At 56.1% G+C, this 15,713-nt stretch carries 15 protein-coding genes; all 15 read left to right on the top strand.

Annotation, left to right across the window (positions count from 1 at the left end):
• Nucleotides 1–11: 11 nt before the first annotated feature.
• The gene (gene hisC, locus HXW87_RS23170; RefSeq protein ID WP_041069377.1) at nt 12–1,124 is read left to right on the top strand and encodes a histidinol-phosphate transaminase; all 1,113 of its coding nucleotides are present in this window, start codon (nt 12–14) and stop codon (nt 1,122–1,124) included.
• A gap of 28 nt (nt 1,125–1,152) precedes the next feature.
• Nucleotides 1,153–3,360 carry a bifunctional prephenate dehydrogenase/3-phosphoshikimate 1-carboxyvinyltransferase gene (locus HXW87_RS23165; protein WP_239777846.1) on the top strand — a complete coding sequence of 736 codons (2,208 nt, stop codon included), beginning with the start codon at nt 1,153–1,155 and terminating at the stop codon, nt 3,358–3,360.
• A complete protein-coding gene (cmk, locus tag HXW87_RS23160; RefSeq protein ID WP_007963625.1) occupies nt 3,357–4,046 on the top strand; it encodes a (d)CMP kinase in 690 nt (229 codons plus the stop codon). Before HXW87_RS23165 ends, cmk begins: the two co-directional genes overlap by 4 nt.
• 119 nt (nt 4,047–4,165) lie before the next feature.
• Nucleotides 4,166–5,848, top strand: coding sequence for a 30S ribosomal protein S1 (gene rpsA, locus HXW87_RS23155; protein WP_095668626.1), 1,683 nt, complete (start codon nt 4,166–4,168; stop codon nt 5,846–5,848).
• Nucleotides 5,849–6,040: 192 nt separating this feature from the next.
• Nucleotides 6,041–6,319 carry a hypothetical protein gene (locus HXW87_RS23150; RefSeq protein WP_239777845.1) on the top strand — a complete coding sequence of 93 codons (279 nt, stop codon included), beginning with the start codon at nt 6,041–6,043 and terminating at the stop codon, nt 6,317–6,319.
• Between the two features lie 153 nt (nt 6,320–6,472).
• Nucleotides 6,473–6,769 (top strand): integration host factor subunit beta, encoded by a 297-nt coding sequence (gene ihfB / locus HXW87_RS23145; protein WP_003189779.1) that lies wholly within the window; start codon nt 6,473–6,475, stop codon nt 6,767–6,769.
• Between the two features lie 27 nt (nt 6,770–6,796).
• Nucleotides 6,797–7,036, top strand: coding sequence for a LapA family protein (locus tag HXW87_RS23140; RefSeq protein ID WP_121186579.1), 240 nt, complete (start codon nt 6,797–6,799; stop codon nt 7,034–7,036).
• 220 nt (nt 7,037–7,256) lie between these two features.
• Nucleotides 7,257–8,333, top strand: a complete 1,077-nt coding sequence (gene rfbB, locus HXW87_RS23135; protein WP_239777844.1) for a dTDP-glucose 4,6-dehydratase — start codon at nt 7,257–7,259, stop codon at nt 8,331–8,333.
• Nucleotides 8,330–9,223: a dTDP-4-dehydrorhamnose reductase gene (gene rfbD, locus HXW87_RS23130; protein WP_239777843.1), complete on the top strand. Its 894-nt coding sequence runs from the start codon at nt 8,330–8,332 to the stop codon at nt 9,221–9,223. The genes rfbB and rfbD overlap by 4 nt, the downstream gene beginning before the upstream one ends.
• Nucleotides 9,220–10,110: a glucose-1-phosphate thymidylyltransferase RfbA gene (rfbA, locus tag HXW87_RS23125; RefSeq protein ID WP_239777842.1), complete on the top strand. Its 891-nt coding sequence runs from the start codon at nt 9,220–9,222 to the stop codon at nt 10,108–10,110. The genes rfbD and rfbA overlap by 4 nt, the downstream gene beginning before the upstream one ends.
• Before the next feature lie 53 nt (nt 10,111–10,163).
• Nucleotides 10,164–11,087: a glycosyltransferase gene (locus HXW87_RS23120; protein ID WP_121186571.1), complete on the top strand. Its 924-nt coding sequence runs from the start codon at nt 10,164–10,166 to the stop codon at nt 11,085–11,087.
• Nucleotides 11,084–12,046: an SDR family oxidoreductase gene (locus HXW87_RS23115; RefSeq protein ID WP_182401937.1), complete on the top strand. Its 963-nt coding sequence runs from the start codon at nt 11,084–11,086 to the stop codon at nt 12,044–12,046. The genes HXW87_RS23120 and HXW87_RS23115 overlap by 4 nt, the downstream gene beginning before the upstream one ends.
• 364 nt (nt 12,047–12,410) lie before the next feature.
• Nucleotides 12,411–13,418 (top strand): glycosyltransferase family 2 protein, encoded by a 1,008-nt coding sequence (locus HXW87_RS23110; protein WP_239777841.1) that lies wholly within the window; start codon nt 12,411–12,413, stop codon nt 13,416–13,418.
• Between the two features lie 117 nt (nt 13,419–13,535).
• On the top strand, nt 13,536–14,354 hold the full coding sequence (locus HXW87_RS23105; RefSeq protein ID WP_239777840.1) for an ABC transporter permease: 819 nt from the start codon (nt 13,536–13,538) through the stop codon (nt 14,352–14,354).
• Nucleotides 14,344–15,711 (top strand): ABC transporter ATP-binding protein, encoded by a 1,368-nt coding sequence (locus tag HXW87_RS23100; RefSeq protein WP_182401931.1) that lies wholly within the window; start codon nt 14,344–14,346, stop codon nt 15,709–15,711. The genes HXW87_RS23105 and HXW87_RS23100 overlap by 11 nt, the downstream gene beginning before the upstream one ends.
• The last annotated feature ends 2 nt before the right edge of the window (nt 15,712–15,713 follow it).

Below are 15,713 nucleotides of genomic sequence, written 5' to 3'. Positions count from 1 at the left end.
GGCGGTAGCAAATGAGTGGCAACTTCCTCGCTCTGGCACAGCCGGGCGTGCAACAACTTTCGCCGTACGTTCCGGGCAAGCCTGTGGACGAACTGGCGCGCGAGCTGGATCTGGATCCGGCGAAAATCGTCAAACTGGCAAGCAATGAAAACCCGCTGGGCGCCAGCCCGAAAGCGCTGGCGGCAATCCGCGATGAGCTGGCCGAGCTGACCCGTTATCCGGACGGCAACGGCTTCGCGCTGAAATCGCTGTTGGCCGAGCAGTGCCGCGTCGAGCTGAACCAGGTAACCCTTGGCAACGGCTCCAACGATATTCTCGAGCTGGTGGCGCGCGCCTATCTGGCGCCGGGTCTGAACGCCGTGTTCAGTGAGCATGCGTTTGCCGTTTACCCGATCGCCACCCAGGCGGTCGGCGCGCAGGCCAAAGTGGTGCCGGCCAAGGACTGGGGGCACGACTTGCCTGCGATGCTCGCGGCCATCGATGCCAACACTCGTGTAGTGTTCATTGCCAACCCGAACAATCCGACCGGCACCTGGTTCGGCGCCGAAGCGCTGGACGAGTTCCTGCAAGATGTACCGGAACATGTGTTGGTGGTGCTGGACGAGGCGTACATCGAGTACGCCGAAGGCAGCGACCTGCCGGACGGTCTGGATTTCCTCGCGGCGTACCCGAATCTGCTGGTATCGCGCACGTTCTCCAAGGCCTATGGCCTGGCAGCGCTGCGCGTTGGTTATGGCCTGTCCACTGCGGTAGTAGCGGACGTGCTCAACCGTGTGCGCCAACCATTCAACGTCAACAGCCTGGCTCTGGCCGCAGCCTGTGCGGCGTTGAAGGATGACGAGTATCTGGCGCAAAGCCGTCAGCTCAACGAATCCGGCATGCAGCAACTGCAGGCGGGTTTCCGTGAGCTGGGTCTGAGCTGGATCGAGTCCAAGGGCAACTTCATCTGCGTCGATCTTGGTCAGGTCGCTGCGCCGATTTTCCAGGGGCTGCTGCGTGAAGGCGTGATCGTGCGTCCGGTGGCCAATTACGGCATGCCGAACCACCTGCGGGTGACCATCGGTCTGCCGGCGGAAAACAGCCGCTTCCTTGAAGCGCTGCGCAAGGTTCTGGCTCGTGGGTGATGTCACTGCTCTGCAATCTGCTGCACCTATGATCGGTCGCCTTGTGGTGGTCGGTCTGGGGTTGATCGGTGGTTCGTTTGCCAAAGGCTTGCGTGAAAGCGGCATCTGCCGTGAAGTGGTCGGGGTCGATCTCGACCCGCAATCGCGCAAGCTGGCGGTCGAGTTGGGTGTGGTCGACCGTTGCGAAGACGACCTGATTGCTGCGTGTCAGGGTGCTGACGTGATTCAGCTGGCAGTGCCGATTCTGGCCATGGAGAAGGTGCTCGCGCGTCTGGCGAGTGTCGATTTGGGTCAGGCGATTCTGACCGATGTCGGCAGCGCCAAGGGCAATGTGGTGCGCGCGGCGACCGAGGCGTTCGGCGGCATGCCGGGGCGTTTCGTGCCGGGCCATCCGATTGCCGGTTCCGAGCAGAGCGGGGTGGAAGCCTCCAACTCTGAGCTGTTCCGTCGGCACAAGGTGATTCTGACCCCGCTCGCGCAAACCGATCCGGCCGCACTGGCGGTGGTTGATCGCTTGTGGCGCGAGCTGGGTGCCGATGTCGAGCATATGCAGGTCGAGCGCCACGACGAAGTGTTGGCTGCGACCAGTCATCTGCCGCACTTGCTGGCCTTCGGTCTGGTCGACTCGTTGGCCAAACGCAATGAAAACCTTGAGATCTTCCGTTACGCTGCGGGCGGTTTCCGCGATTTCACAAGAATCGCCGGAAGCGACCCGGTGATGTGGCACGACATCTTCCTCGCCAACCGCGAGGCTGTCCTGCGCACACTCGATACATTTCGCAGCGACCTCGACGCCTTGCGCGACGCGGTCGATGCAGGGGATGGGCACCAATTGTTGGGCGTCTTCACGCGCGCCCGGGTTGCCCGCGAGCATTTCAGTAAAATCCTGGCCCGCAGGGCCTATGTGGACGCTATGAATTCCAACGATCTGATTTTTCTGGCTCAACCTGGTGGCCGCTTGTCCGGTCGGATTCGCGTACCAGGTGACAAATCGATTTCCCACCGCTCGATCATGCTCGGCTCGCTGGCCGAAGGCGTGACCGAGGTGGAAGGTTTCCTCGAGGGTGAAGATGCCCTGGCGACCTTGCAGGCATTTCGCGACATGGGCGTGGTCATCGAAGGCCCGCACCACGGTCGCGTCACTATTCACGGCGTTGGCCTGCATGGCTTGAAGCCGGCACCTGGCCCGATCTATCTGGGCAACTCCGGTACCTCGATGCGTCTGTTGTCCGGCCTGCTGGCGGCGCAGAACTTCGACAGCACCCTGACGGGCGATGCGTCGCTGTCCAAGCGTCCGATGAATCGCGTGGCCAATCCGCTGCGTGAAATGGGCGCCGTGATCGAAACCGCTGCCGAAGGTCGTCCACCGATGACTATTCGTGGCGGGCACAAGCTGAAAGGCCTGACCTACACGATGCCGATGGCCAGTGCTCAGGTGAAGTCCTGCCTGCTGCTGGCGGGTCTGTACGCGGAAGGCAAGACCACCGTCACTGAACCGGCTCCAACCCGTGATCACACCGAGCGCATGCTGCGTGGCTTCGGCTACCCGGTGAGTGTTGATGGCGCGACCGCGTCGGTCGAGTCCGGCGGCAAGCTGACCGCAACCCACATTGAAGTGCCGGGCGATATCTCGTCGTCGGCGTTCTTCCTGGTGGCGGCCTCGATTGCCGAAGGTTCCGAGCTGGTGCTGGAGCACGTCGGCATCAATCCGACCCGTACCGGCGTTATCGACATCCTGCGGCTGATGGGCGCCGATATCACTCTGGAAAACCAGCGTGAAGTCGGTGGCGAGCCGGTAGCCGACCTGCGCGTGCGGGCGGCTAAACTCAAAGGTATCGAGATTCCGGAGGCGCTGGTGCCACTGGCCATCGACGAATTCCCGGTGCTGTTCGTGGCTGCAGCCTGTGCCGAAGGTCGTACCGTGCTGACTGGTGCTGAAGAGTTGCGCGTCAAGGAATCGGACCGCATCCAGGTAATGGCGGACGGCTTGCTGGCGCTGGGCGTCAAGTGCCAGCCGACCCCGGACGGCATCATCATCGATGGCGGCCAGATCGGTGGCGGCGAAGTGCATGGTCACGGCGATCACCGTATCGCCATGGCCTTCAGCGTGGCCTCGCTGCGCGCCACTGCGCCGATCCGCATCCATGATTGCGCCAATGTCGCGACGTCGTTCCCGAACTTCCTCGCGCTGTGCGCGCAGGTCGGCATTCGTGTGGCACAAGAGGCTCAGTCGTGAAAAACATTGCACCGGTCATCACCATCGATGGGCCAAGCGGTTCGGGCAAAGGCACGGTCGCCGGGATTCTGGCCAAGCGTCTGGGCTGGAACCTGCTGGATTCCGGTGCGTTGTATCGCCTGCTGGCGTTCGCTGCGCACAACCATGGTGTCGACCTGACCAATGAAGAGTTGCTGAAAAAGCTGGCTGCTCATCTGGATGTGCAGTTCATCGCGGCGACCGAAGGCCAGTTGCAGCGCATCATTCTGGAAGGTGATGAAGTCAGCGATGTCATCCGTACTGAAAGCGTCGGCGCAGGCGCGTCCCAGGTAGCTGCGCTGCCGGCAGTGCGCGAGGCGCTGCTGCAGCGCCAGCGCGCTTTCCAGGAAGCGCCGGGGCTGGTGGCTGATGGGCGCGACATGGGCACAGTGGTTTTTCCTGACGCACCATTGAAAATCTTCCTGACCGCCAGCGCCGAGGAACGGGCGCGCCGCCGATATTTGCAGTTGAAGGGCAAAGGCGAGGATGTTAGTCTGTCGAGTCTGCTAGATGAGATCCGTGCACGCGACGAGCGTGATACCCAGCGTGCAGTGGCCCCGCTCAAGCCGGCGGCCGACGCGATTCAGCTGGATTCCACGGAGTTGTCCATCGATCAGGTGCTTGAACGCATCATGAGCGAGATCGCCATTCGCGATATCGCCGGGTGACCAAGAAGGCCGTAGGGGACCAGTCATAGTCCTGCAGCGCTTCTTTTAAATGAAACTAACCCACACCGTCTGGGGTGTGGAGATGGGCGTATTCTTCGCCCTCATCTACAGGAATTAAAATGAGCGAAAGCTTTGCGGAACTCTTTGAAGAAAGCCTAAAGACCCTGAACCTTCAGGCAGGCTCCATCATCACCGGTGTTATCGTTGATATCGATTACCAGGCTCGCTGGGTAACCGTTCACGCTGGCCTGAAGTCTGAAGCACTCATCCCGCTGGAACAGTTCTACAACGACGCTGGCGATCTGACTATCAATGTCGGTGACGAAGTTCACGTTGCTCTGGATTCGGTTGAAGACGGTTTCGGTGAAACCAAGCTGTCCCGTGAAAAAGCCAAGCGCGCTGAATGCTGGATCGTTCTGGAAGCAGCCTTCGCAGCTGAGGAAGTGGTCAAGGGCGTTATCAACGGTAAGGTTAAAGGCGGCTTCACTGTCGACGTTAACGGCATCCGTGCGTTCCTGCCAGGTTCCCTGGTTGACGTCCGTCCAGTGCGCGACACTACGCACCTGGAAGGCAAAGAGCTGGAATTCAAGGTCATCAAGCTGGACCAGAAGCGCAACAACGTTGTCGTTTCCCGTCGCAGCGTCCTCGAAGCCGAGAACTCCGCCGAGCGTGAAGCTCTGCTGGAATCCCTGCAGGAAGGCCAGCAAGTCAAAGGTATCGTCAAAAACCTCACCGATTACGGCGCATTTGTCGATCTGGGTGGCGTGGACGGCCTGCTGCACATTACCGACATGGCCTGGAAGCGCATCAAGCATCCTTCCGAGATCGTCAACGTTGGTGATGAAATCGACGTCAAGGTTCTGAAATACGATCGCGAACGCAACCGTGTTTCCCTGGGCTTGAAGCAACTGGGCGAAGATCCATGGGTTGCTATCAAAGCCCGTTACCCAGAAGGCACTCGCGTTACCGCTCGTGTAACCAACCTGACCGACTACGGCTGCTTCGCTGAGCTGGAAGAAGGCGTTGAAGGTCTGGTGCACGTTTCGGAAATGGACTGGACCAACAAGAACATCCACCCTTCGAAAGTCGTACAAGTCGGCGACGAAGTGGAAGTCATGGTTCTGGACATCGACGAAGAGCGTCGTCGTATCTCCCTGGGCATCAAGCAGTGCAAGTCGAACCCATGGGAAGACTTCTCTGGCCAGTTCAACAAGGGCGACAAGATCTCCGGCACCATCAAGTCGATCACCGATTTCGGTATCTTCATTGGTCTGGACGGCGGCATCGACGGTCTGGTTCATCTGTCCGACATCTCCTGGAACGAAGTGGGCGAAGAAGCCGTACGTCGTTTCAAGAAGGGCGACGAGCTGGACACAGTCATCCTGTCGGTTGATCCAGAGCGCGAGCGCATCTCCCTGGGCATCAAGCAACTGGAAAGCGATCCGTTCTCCGAGTACGTCTCGGTTAACGACAAAGGCGCTATCGTTAAAGGCACCGTGAAAGAAGTTGACGCCAAAGGCGCCATCATCGTTCTGGCTGACGACATCGAAGCGACCCTGAAAGCCTCCGAAATCAGCCGTGACCGCGTTGAAGACGCGCGCAACGTTCTGAAAGAAGGCCAGGAAGTTGAAGCCAAGATCATCAGCGTTGACCGCAAGAGCCGCGTAATCCAGCTCTCGATCAAGTCGAAAGATGACGCTGAAGAGAAAGAAGCTATCCAGAGCCTGAACTCCGTTCAGGAAGCTCCAGCCGATACCACCATGGCTGCTCTGTTGAAGCAAGCAATGGCCAAACAGAACTAAGTTCTGCTTGATCATGAAAAAGGGCGACTTCGGTCGCCCTTTTTTGTGCCTGCGATTTGGTGGGGGAGGCTACGGTGAAACCAATCACTTCAGCGGGTTGTCTGTTTCTTTAATCGGATCAATCGCCTATTCGCGACTAAGCTGTGGTAGTAGTCGTGCAGTAGTCGGGCGTTGCCTGGCATAAGGAAGTGGATGAACAGATTTATTGTGTTGATTGCTGTGTTGATTTTGGCTGGCTGTACCACCAGTGCCAAGACGCATGCGGTGCGTGGCGTCAGTGGTATCGAGATTGACTGCTCCGGTTTGGGGTCGGGTTGGGAGAAGTGCCAAAGGCGCGCGGCGAAGGAGTGCAAGGGGGTGGGTTACCGGGTGATCACCCGATCTGATCAGGCCAAAGATGAGGATGAATATCCGTTTGGCTTCAATCCCGCGGGCTACGTCACTCGAACCATGCTGGTGATGTGTCGCTGAATGAGCGCTGCTCCTGTTCAGTGCTTTCGTGTGCTGAAAACGGGCGTTTTGATGCCGAGAAAGATATGTCAATCCCTGGGCTGTTCAAAATCTTCCGGGCGTGCTAAAACCTTTCAAGCGCTGATCTAGCTGCTTGAAAAAGAAGGGAAAAATATGACGAAGTCGGAGTTGATCGAACGAATTGTCACCCATCAAGGGCTACTCTCATCCAAGGATGTGGAGCTGGCCATCAAGACCATGCTTGAACAAATGTCCCAGTGCCTGGCTACCGGGGATCGCATCGAGATCCGTGGGTTTGGCAGCTTCTCCCTGCATTATCGTGCGCCGAGGGTCGGTCGCAATCCAAAGACCGGTCAGTCTGTCAGCCTTGACGGCAAGTTTGTTCCGCATTTCAAGCCGGGCAAGGAATTGCGTGACCGGGTGAATGAGGAAGAGGAGGAGGGGGTTTGACAGTCGCTATCTCTCGAGGAGTTACTTGTGCGTAACCTCAAGCGCATACTTCTAGGTGTCTTCATATTGTTGCTGGTGTTGGCGGTTCTTGCGTTTGTGCTTGAGAATCAGCAGTCCATCTCATTAATGTTCCTCGGTTTGTCGGGTCCCCAGCTTCCGCTCTCTGTGGTGGTGGTCATCGCACTGCTCGTTGGCATGTTGATTGGTCCGATTCTGGGGTGGTTTCTGGGACGTTCGTCCAGAGCGGCGCGCAAGCGTCTGGTCTGAGATCGACGACTACGGGCTATCATTCAAATTTGGTTCGTCGCCTGTCCATATCCATTAGTAAAACGTTCATTAAGCTGTAAAATGCAATCCTTGTTCGATAGTGGTTTTTTCCACGTCGATTCAGACTGGCTCTGACGGAACCCTTCAGGTTGATGGCTTCTGCATTCATGGATTAGACAGTGTTCGTGCCACTGTCCGCAGCTCAAGGGTATGGTTTCGCGTGAAAATTCTAGTTACCGGCGGCGCCGGGTTCATCGGCTCGGCAGTCATCCGTCACATCATTTCCAACACTACCGACTCTGTGGTCAACGTCGATAAGTTGACTTATGCCGGTAACCTGGAGTCCCTGGCAGAAGTTAGCCAGGATCCGCGTTATGCATTTGAGCGCGTTGATATCTGCGATCGTGATCAGATCGACCGTGTTCTGCGTGAACATCAGCCGGATGCGATAATGCACCTGGCTGCAGAGTCCCACGTAGATCGCTCGATTACCGGTCCATCCGAGTTTATCCAAACCAATATCATTGGCACCTACACACTGTTGGAAGCTGCACGCCAATATTGGATGGCGCTGGATGATGTGCGCAAGGCCAGCTTCCGTTTCCATCACATTTCTACTGACGAAGTTTACGGAGATCTTGAAGGTCCGGAGGATCTCTTCACGGAAACGACGCCATATCAGCCAAGCTCACCGTACTCGGCGAGCAAGGCCAGTTCTGACCACCTCGTTCGCGCCTGGGCTCGTACTTATGGTCTGCCGACATTGGTCACGAACTGCTCGAACAACTACGGTCCTTGCCACTTCCCTGAGAAGTTGATCCCGCTGATCATTCTCAATGCACTTGAAGGAAAACCATTGCCGGTTTATGGCAAAGGTAATCAAGTGCGTGACTGGTTATACGTAGAAGATCATGCGCGTGCGTTGTACAAAGTTGTCACCGAGGGTGTCATCGGTGAGACGTACAACATCGGTGGTCACAACGAGAAACAGAACATTGAAGTTGTGAATACGCTTTGCGCTCTTCTCGATGAACTTTGTCCAGATTCTGCCCATCGTCCTCATGCGAGTCTGATTACCTATGTGCAGGACCGTCCTGGACATGATCAGCGTTACGCTATCGACGCCAGCAAGATCCAGCGCGAGCTCGGCTGGACGCCGGAAGAAACGTTCGAAACTGGTATTCGCAAGACTGTCGAGTGGTATCTTGGCAACACTGAATGGGTCGCTCACGTCAAGAGCGGTAGCTACCAACAGTGGATTGACCAGAACTACGCTGATCGTACGAACAAGGTATGAAAATTCTCCTGCTGGGCAAAAACGGCCAGGTCGGTTGGGAGCTGCAACGCTCTCTGGCACCGCTTGGGGAATTGGTTGCCCTCGATCGGCACCCGCTCGAAGGTTTGAGTGGTGATCTGTCTGAGCTGGATGCGCTGCGCGCGACGATCCGCAAGGTTGGGCCCGACATTATCGTCAACGCGGCGGCCTACACAGCTGTCGATAAAGCCGAGTCCGAGACTGAGCTGGCTGATCGTGTAAACGGTGAGGCCAGTCGAGTCATGGCGCAGGAGGCCGCATCGCTGGATGCCTGGCTGATCCACTATTCGACTGATTACGTATTCAGCGGGGAAGGCTCGACGCCTTGGCAAGAATCCGATGCTGTCGCTCCGGTGAACCATTACGGCGCCAGCAAGCTGGCAGGTGAGCAGGCAATTGCAGCCTCGGGCTGTAAGCATCTGATCTTTCGTACCAGTTGGGTCTATGGCGCTCGTGGCAACAACTTTGCCAAAACCATGTTACGCCTGGCCAAGGATCGCGAATCACTGGGCGTCATTGCCGATCAGGTAGGTGCCCCGACGGGTGCGGATCTCATTGCTGATGTTACTGCTCTGGCAATCCAGCAGGTCGTGCATCGCCCGGCACTTTCGGGCATCTACCATCTGGCGGCTGCCGGCGAAGTGTCATGGCACGGATACGCGAGCCTGGTAATCAGTTTTGCCAAAGCCCATGGTGAAGAGCTCGCTGTCACGGCAATCAATCCGATTGATACCACTGCCTATCCAACGCCGGCGCGCCGCCCGTTGAATTCACGTTTGAATACACAGAAGCTGCGCGACAATTTTTCTCTACACTTGCCGGATTGGCAAAGTGGTGTAACCCGAATGCTTAGGGAAGTTCTGAATAAATGACCACGACAAATCGTAAAGGCATCATTCTCGCCGGTGGTTCGGGCACGCGTCTGCATCCGCTGACGCTTGGTGTGTCCAAACAGATGCTGCCGATTTACGACAAGCCGATGATCTTTTATCCGCTGTCTGTGTTGATGCTTGCGGGGATGCGCGAAATTCTGATTATCTCGACGCCGGACGATCTGCCATGCTTCCGTAAGTTGCTTGGAGACGGCAGTCTCTATGGCATCAAACTGACTTACGCCGAACAACCAAGCCCGGATGGGCTGGCGCAGGCTTTCATCATTGGTGAAGAGTTCATCGGTAATGATCCTTGCTGTTTGATTCTGGGAGACAACATCTTCTATGGTCAGCATTTCTCCGATAACTTGCGCTCCGCCAGTGCCCGTCAGCAGGGTGCAACCGTTTTTGGATACCATGTTTCCGATCCTGAGCGTTTCGGTGTTGTGGAGTTTGATGCTGCTGGTCGAGCGCTGAGTATCGAAGAAAAGCCGGTTAAACCGAAATCGAGCTACGCAGTCACAGGTCTGTATTTCTACGACAATCAAGTCGTCGATATTGCGAAGAAGATCAAGCCGTCCGAGCGCGGCGAGCTGGAAATCACCGATGTGAATCGTGCTTATCTCGAACAGCAAACCCTTAATGTCGAGATGCTGGGGCGTGGTTTTGCGTGGTTGGATACAGGCACCCATGATTCTCTGCTTGAGGCGAGTCACTTCGTCCACACCATTGAGCAGCGTCAAGGCTTGAAAGTGGCGTGCCTGGAAGAAATTGCATACCACAATGGCTGGATCACTTCAGAACAGTTGGCAGTGCAGGCCGACGCCTTGAAGAAAACCGGCTACGGCCAGTATTTGCAAAAATTGCTGGACTCACCTTCCCACTGACTGAAACACCTCGTTTCGAGTGGGAGCGTTCAACCAGTCCGAGCAGGAAAGCTATGCCAGTAAAACATCCCAAGGTTGCGGTTTTGCTGGCAGCCTTCAATGGAATGCAATGGATCGAAGAGCAACTGGATTCGATTCTTGAGCAGTCTGGCGTCGATGTAACCGTTCATATCAGTGTTGACTCTTCAACGGATGGAACCGAGTCGTGGTGTCATGCCTATGCGGCTCGGCATCCTGCCGTCGTCGTGCTGCCTGGCGCTGGTACTTTCGGTGGAGCCTCACGCAACTTCTTCAGGTTGATTCGCGATGTACCGATTGAAGAGTACGAGTTTGTCGCGTTCGCCGATCAGGATGATGTCTGGTATCCGGGAAAACTTGAGCGAGCAATCCGTCAGATCGGTGATCGGCAAGTAGACGCCTACTCAAGTAACGTTGTTGCATTCTGGCCAGACGGCCGCACACATCTACTCGATAAGGCTCAGCCTCATACTGCTTGGGATTTTCTGTTCGAGGCGGCTGGTCCGGGGTGCACGTATGTGTTCAGTCGCCAGCTATCGAGTCCGCTCAAGGCCTGCATGCTTGCCAACTGGAGCGAGTTGCAGGAAGTCAGTCTCCATGATTGGTACTGCTACGCCTTTGCTCGAAGTAGAGGTTTCGAGTGGTTCATTGATGAGCAGCCTTCGATGGACTATCGCCAGCACGAGCGAAATCAGGTGGGGGCCAATACGGGCATCAACTCGCTGATTGCGCGCTACAAGACCATCCATGACGGCTGGTGGTTTTCACAAGTTAAAACGATCACGCGTTTGGTTGGGCTTGAACATGATGCTTTCGTCAAGCAGTGGTTTTCGTTGTCGAGGTGGCAGCTGTTGAGGCTTTCAATGAGTGCCTGGAAATGTCGACGCCGAGTGCGCGATAAGTTGTTCTTCTTTTGTATCTGCTGGGCGACGGCGGTAGTTGGAAAAAAAGCCAAATGAGCGGTCCACGAGTTCTGGTAACAGGCGCAACCGGTTTTGTGGGTGAGGCGCTGATCTTTCGTTTATTGCGAGACAAAGTGTTCACACCTGTCGCTGCTGTTCGTGGTGAGACGAGGCTGAGTGGACTCTGTCCGGTCGTTGCATTCGATCTGGAGGGGGATCGCGCCTTGCCGGGCCTTGAGCGTGTCGAAGTAGTCATTCACTGCGCGGCGCGTGTGCATGTGATGAACGATGTGGCGGCCGATCCGCTGCAGGAGTTTCGCAGGATAAACGTCGAGGGCTCTGTGCGCCTTGCCCGGCATGCCGCGAGCGCGGGCGTCAGGCGGTTCATCTTTATCAGTTCGATCAAGGTCAATGGCGAGATGACCCAGCCTGGGCAACCATTTTGTGCTGATGATCGACCCGCCCCCGTTGACCCGTATGGCGTATCCAAATGGGAGGCCGAAGAGCAGTTGATGCAGGTCGGCAAAGAGACGGGAATGGAGGTTGTCATCATTCGGCCGCCCCTGATCTATGGGCCAGGTGTCAAAGCCAACTTTTTCAATATGATGCGTTGGCTCGACCGGAGGGTGCCACTTCCGCTCGGCGGGATAAATAATCAGCGCAGTCTGGTTGCGATCGGCAACCTGGTCGATTTGATTGCCGTCTGCATTCGTCATCCGGCTGCTGCCGGACAGGTATTCCTGGTCAGCGATGGGGAGGATCTTTCTACCTCCCAACTGCTCCGCCGTATGGCCGTTGCGCTGAGCGTAAAATCATATTTACTGCCAGTGCCCTCATGGCTGCTGAGTAGTGCTGCGTCGCTGCTCGGGCGGCGTGCTTTGGCTCAACGCCTGTGTGGTTCGCTGCAGGTCGATATCGGTAAAACCCGCTCGGTTCTCGGCTGGTCGCCTGTCATCACGGTGGAGCAGGCGCTGCGTCAAACGGCGGGGCATCATGATTCCAGGCTCCAGCGCTGAGGACGCATTGCCCGATTGTTCCCTGTGGGAGGCCGTTTGTTTTCGGGCGTTGGCAAACTGCTACCCTTTTTTGCTCGCGGCGCGCTTGGTACCCTATGCCCCCGGCGCGGTGGCGCATTGTCGATGTTCGAGCGCCAGGCTCAGGGTTACTAATGTTCAGTTTTCCATATCAGCACCGGGCGGTGGAAAACGATAATGTCACTGGGCTATCAAATGGCAAGGCTTCGTCGTTATAATTGCAAATTTTGCGCGACTTGGAGCGACGCATGAGCCCTTGTGCGGCTCGATCGGCCAAGGGGTCGCTCGCCCTCAACAGACGGGCTGTCGCAGGCAAAATTTTATCATTTCAGCAACGGAGTGCTCGGTGGTAGCCCCCCTTTCCCCGGTTGTCCAAAATGACAATTCGGATTATCACGATGTGGATCATGGTCGGCCTGATTTCTCCGGGATCAGGGTGCGGATTGCGATTCTATTGTGCACCTTCAATGGTGAGCGGTTTCTGGCTCAGCAGTTGGAGTCCATCGCGCGACAGACTTGCCCTGACTGGTTTGTCGTGGTTTCGGATGATGGTTCCACCGACTCAACCCTGGAATTGCTGCGTGAATACTCCGAACGCTGGGGGGACGGCAAGCTCTCTGTCCGTCAAGGGCCGAGGTCCGGTTACGCCGCCAATTTCCTCTCATTGACGTGTGACAAAACGATTGAAGCCGACTACTACGCCTGGGCAGATCAAGACGATATCTGGCAGGCGAACAAGCTGGAGTGCGCCCTGCAAAAACTTCAGGAAACGCCTTCGCAAAGTCCGGCGCTGTACTGTGGCAGAACTGAGTTGATTGACGAGCAGGGAGCGCGTATCGGCTTGTCACCCTTGTTCGAGCGTCCGGTCGGATTTGCCAATGCACTGGTGCAAAGTGTAGGTGGTGGAAACACAATGGTGTTCAACCAGGCGGCCCGACGGCTGTTTCAACAGGCAGGCGAGAATCTGGATGTGGTATCGCATGACTGGTGGGCCTATCTCCTCGTTGCCGGTGCGGGCGGCAGTGTCATTTACGATACCAGCCCGACGATTCTCTACAGGCAACATGATGCGAATGTCATCGGTGCTGCGTCGGGCGTGATGGTGCAGTTGATGCGGGTTCGCATGCAGTTTCGCGGTCGTTTTCGTGGCTGGAATCAAAAGAATATTGCAGCACTGGAATCGATCCGGTTCCAGTTGAATGAAGAAAGCCGGATGAGGCTGGATCGGTTTCAGCGAGCGCGAAGCTCTCGAGGATTGGCCCGGGTCATCTGGTTACGACGATCCGGGGTCTACCGGCAATCCTTATGGGGCAACCTTGGGCTGGTTTTGGCGACGTTGTTCAATGGAATCTGACACGCAGCCGGGCTTGGCTCCTTTCAGGAAGAGTTCTGTGGTAATTCAAGTAATGGTTGGGCGAGAGAGTTTGCTGGGGAATTTAAACTCCCTCGGATTTATTGAGGTTTTTAAAAAATGCTGAACTTTTCGACTTCGCCCAAGGAGATGCTCAATGGCATCTGGCGCAATAAAGGTCTCATTCGAGCGCTGGTGCAGCGGGAAATTGTCGGACGCTATCGCGGCTCGATCATGGGCATGCTGTGGTCATTGTTCAACCCGATTGTGATGCTGGTGATCTACACCTTTGTATTCAGCGTCGTGTTCAAAGCCCGATGGAGTGTGGATAGCAGCTCGAAGACCGAGTTCGCGCTCATGCTGTTTGCCGGCCTGATCGTGTTCAATCTGTTCGCCGAGTGCATTAACCGGGCTCCCGGTCTGATTGTCGGCAACGTCAACTACGTAAAGAAAGTGGTGTTCCCGCTGGAAATTCTTCCTTGGGTAACGCTGGGCGCCGCCATGTTTCATTTCCTTGTCAGTCTTAGCGTGTGGTTGATTGCTTACCTGATTTTCTTCGGAAAGTTGCAGTACACGGTTTTGCTGTTGCCGGTATTTCTCGCGCCCCTGATGATTTTCGTTGTGGGGCTGGTCTGGTTTCTAGCCTCGATTGGGGTTTACCTCAGGGATGTGAGTCAGATCATTGGAGTCTGCACTTCCGTTCTGATGTTCCTGTCGCCGATTTTCTATCCGATCACGGCATTGCCCGAACAGTACCGGCACCTGTTGTTACTGAATCCGCTGACACCCGCAATCGAAGATACACGGGCGTTGCTTTTTCGGGGAGAGCTGCCGAGTTTTCTCCACTTGGGTTTCTACTATATCGCTGCAGCCCTTGTCTTTTGGCTAGGATTTGCGTGGTTCCAAAAAACGCGTAAAGGGTTCGCTGATGTCCTCTAATACAGCAATTGCCGTCAATAATCTGAGCAAGTGCTTTCATATCTACGACAAGCCGAGAGATCGGCTGATGCAGATGTTCGCTCGCGGCCGCAAACAGTACTTCCGTGAGTTCTGGGCCCTGCAAGATGTCTCGTTCACCATTGAGCGTGGCGAAACGGTCGGTATTTTGGGGCGTAACGGTAGCGGTAAATCCACTCTGCTACAGATGATCTGCGGCACCCTCAATCAGACTCATGGCGATATTCTGACCCATGGTCGTGTGGCTGCCTTGCTGGAACTGGGTTCCGGGTTCAATCCGGAGTTCAGTGGCCGCGAGAACGTGTACATGAATGCTGCGGTGCTGGGTCTAACGCGAGAGGAAACCAACGCACGCTTTGCCGAAATCGAGGCATTTGCGGAAATCGGCGAATTTATCGATCAGCCGGTCAAGACCTATTCCAGTGGCATGATGGTTCGCTTGGCTTTTGCCGTCGCCATTAACGTCGATCCACAAATCCTGATCGTCGACGAGGCGTTGTCCGTCGGCGACGAACTGTTTCAGCGCAAGTGCTTTGCGCGCATCGAAGCGATCAAAGCCAGTGGCGCCACGATCCTGTTCGTATCGCACTCCGGCAGTGCAGTCATAGAACTCTGTACCCGGGCGATTCTGCTGGACAAGGGCGAGAAGCTTGCTGAGGGTGTGCCGAAGGTCATCGTCGGTCAATACCAGAAGCTGCTGTACGCACCCGCCGGCAAGGTTGTCGAGATCCGCGAATCGATCAAGTCAGGCGCGCTCGAGCGACTTGAACTGGATCGAGAAGCGCAGCGTTCGGCAGTAGCAGTCGAGGCTTCGCAGGCCACGGACAACGGTCTGGAGGAATACTTCGATCCTCATATCGTATCTAAAAGCGTGATGTCCTACGAATCTCACGGGGTTCTGATCAGCGATCCACGCATCCTTAATGCCGCCGGCAAACAGGTCAACTGCCTCAAGCGTGGTGACAGCTATCGCTATACCTACCGCGTATCGTTTTCGACAGGTGCGGTGGCTGTCCGCTTTGGCATGATGATCAAAACGCTGGCGGGTATCGAGATCGGTGGCGCGGTTAGTGCGGCCAATGCGCAGGACTCTATCACTTACGTTGCAGCCGACGCGCAAATGGATGTCGAGTTCAAGTTTGAGTGTAACCTGAACCCAGGCACCTATTTTCTCAACTCGGGGGTGGTGGGTGTCGTTGGAGAGGGAGAAACCTATCTGCACCGCCTGAGCGACGCATGCCTGTTTCGTGTTCTGCCGGAAACTGCGATCACAGCGACCGGGACGGTAGATTTCAAATGTATTGCAGCCTTTACCACTTCAAGTGTTGAGCATAATTAATC

This window comes from Pseudomonas sp. Y5-11, from assembly GCF_022368695.1.
In the GTDB taxonomy this organism is placed as follows: domain Bacteria; phylum Pseudomonadota; class Gammaproteobacteria; order Pseudomonadales; family Pseudomonadaceae; genus Aquipseudomonas; species Aquipseudomonas parakoreensis.
This window is presented reverse-complemented; position numbering and strand designations above follow the sequence as displayed.

Coding starts and splice junctions, on each gene's coding strand:
- hisC (WP_041069377.1), top strand. CDS start 12: ATGAGTGGCAACTTCCTCGCTCTGGCACAGCCGGGCGTGCAACAACTT.
- HXW87_RS23165 (WP_239777846.1), top strand. CDS start 1,153: ATGATCGGTCGCCTTGTGGTGGTCGGTCTGGGGTTGATCGGTGGTTCG.
- rpsA (WP_095668626.1), top strand. CDS start 4,166: ATGAGCGAAAGCTTTGCGGAACTCTTTGAAGAAAGCCTAAAGACCCTG.
- HXW87_RS23150 (WP_239777845.1), top strand. CDS start 6,041: ATGAACAGATTTATTGTGTTGATTGCTGTGTTGATTTTGGCTGGCTGT.
- ihfB (WP_003189779.1), top strand. CDS start 6,473: ATGACGAAGTCGGAGTTGATCGAACGAATTGTCACCCATCAAGGGCTA.
- rfbD (WP_239777843.1), top strand. CDS start 8,330: ATGAAAATTCTCCTGCTGGGCAAAAACGGCCAGGTCGGTTGGGAGCTG.
- rfbA (WP_239777842.1), top strand. CDS start 9,220: ATGACCACGACAAATCGTAAAGGCATCATTCTCGCCGGTGGTTCGGGC.
- HXW87_RS23120 (WP_121186571.1), top strand. CDS start 10,164: ATGCCAGTAAAACATCCCAAGGTTGCGGTTTTGCTGGCAGCCTTCAAT.
- HXW87_RS23115 (WP_182401937.1), top strand. CDS start 11,084: ATGAGCGGTCCACGAGTTCTGGTAACAGGCGCAACCGGTTTTGTGGGT.
- HXW87_RS23105 (WP_239777840.1), top strand. CDS start 13,536: ATGCTGAACTTTTCGACTTCGCCCAAGGAGATGCTCAATGGCATCTGG.
- HXW87_RS23100 (WP_182401931.1), top strand. CDS start 14,344: ATGTCCTCTAATACAGCAATTGCCGTCAATAATCTGAGCAAGTGCTTT.